The organism is Dysosmobacter segnis (assembly GCF_014297285.1).
GTDB classification, from domain to species: Bacteria; Bacillota; Clostridia; order Oscillospirales; family Oscillospiraceae; genus Oscillibacter; species Oscillibacter segnis.
In genome coordinates, this window is record NZ_JACOQI010000074.1 from 1 (window position 1) to 1,659 (window position 1,659).

General features: G+C 53.0%; 1 protein-coding gene. It reads right to left on the reverse strand.

The features are described 5' to 3' along the window. Positions 1 to 51 precede the first annotated feature (51 nt). Positions 52 to 1,659, reverse strand: a 1,608-nt coding sequence (locus H8Z83_RS18990; RefSeq protein WP_187016460.1) for a hypothetical protein, incomplete at its 5' end; no start/stop codon positions are given.

Below are 1,659 nucleotides of genomic sequence, written 5' to 3' on the forward strand. Positions count from 1 at the left end.
CCCCCCCCCCCCCCCCCCCCCCCCCCCCCCCCCCCCCCCCCCCCCCCCCTGTCAGATGTGTATAAGAGACAGGTTGTGTACCAGTTTCTCAACGGTAGACGAAGGATCTGGATCGGTTGGGTCGAGGGTAATGTTCAGACCGGTGTGGGGTACCGAGTTCTTCACAGCAGCCATCGTGTTCGACAGCAGCATCATTACACGCAGCGAAGCCAGGATCTTGTTGTCTTCGAGCAGAGACTTACCCACGCCGTAGCGGTTGTAGTCAAAGGCGAAGTACGTCACCAGTTCAGCAGGGACGAACAGCAACTGAGTGGACATGTTGGCAAAGGTACGAGCCAGCATGATGCGGTACACTTCCAACGGACGAGAGATCTCGATGTTGTCGGCGTAGATACCGTTACGCAGACGAGCGATCAGGTCTTCTTCTACGAGCTGTGCGTAGATCCGTGTAGCTTCCTCAGTGTCGATGTCCGAACGTTGCTGGTAGCCTTCTACAGTGCGTTGACCTTGGGAGATCAACTGGCTGGCCATGTCCTTGTTGATAGACATGTTCATGTTCAGGTCGTTGTAGTACTCAGACCGGTTAGCCTTCACAACCGGGTTACCCTGTGGATCGAGGATCACAAAGTAACCGATGTGTTCATCAGGCGAACCTGGAACGTGTACCGGGATGATCGACTCAGCCGGTAGACGCATGACCAGAGGGTGACCCACAGTGGCACGCTTAACCTGACTGGCGGTCTTCATCCCAACCACTGGACGAGCAGTGGTCAGACGAGGACGGTAGAACGACATTTCGATGTCATCTCGTGACACCTCATTATTGGACTCCATACCAAAGCCTTGACGCTTGAACGTCTCAGCCAAATGACGACGGCGCGTCAGCTCGTGAACGAACGGAGCTTTCAACAGGTCAGGGTTGTCCGATACCGAGATCTTGGTGTCGAAGCCCTTCTTAGCCAAACGTGGACGCATCATGCGGAACGTCTGAGTGTAGTACTGGTTCATGTCTTCCATAGACACTTTCAGTTTATTCTTCGGCAGGTACTTCCCGTCTTCGAAGGTGGAGTCACCCAGAACACCGATGGAATGCGAGAACAAACTCTTGGTGTCTGCCCGGCTTTCCATACCCACAGTGCCGCGATCGCCGTTGATGATTTCATCCACAGATGACTCTGGAATGATCATAATAGGGTAGGAGCCCTTCTTGAAAAGGACGTCCGACAAAATACCTGGCAGTTGGGGATCTATTTTATAGACTTTGGTGAAAAACTCTTCCACTACGGCCAGCAATACACCCGTGATCTCCCCCTTCAGGGAAGACTCGTTACAGATGTAGTTCAACTCCGTCGTAACCATGTCCTTAGGAGACAGGATGCTGCTAACCAGAATCTGTTCAGCCAGTTCGGTGTCAGGGAGGAGTTGGTAAAGGTTTTCTGCATCAGTCACGTTGCCAGCGGTGATGTCTGATACTTTGTTCAGATAACCAGTCGTGGGAATGTCAACGCCTTTCGAGGGGTTGACCGAGTTGCTGTTCCCCAGCGATTCGTTATTCCTGACAAGCTTGCCTACAACGGCGGCGGCCAGGGGTTTCTTCTTAAGCAGCCCGAGTTTCTCGAAACGCCGCTTTTGACTATCTCTGTCTCTTATACACATCTC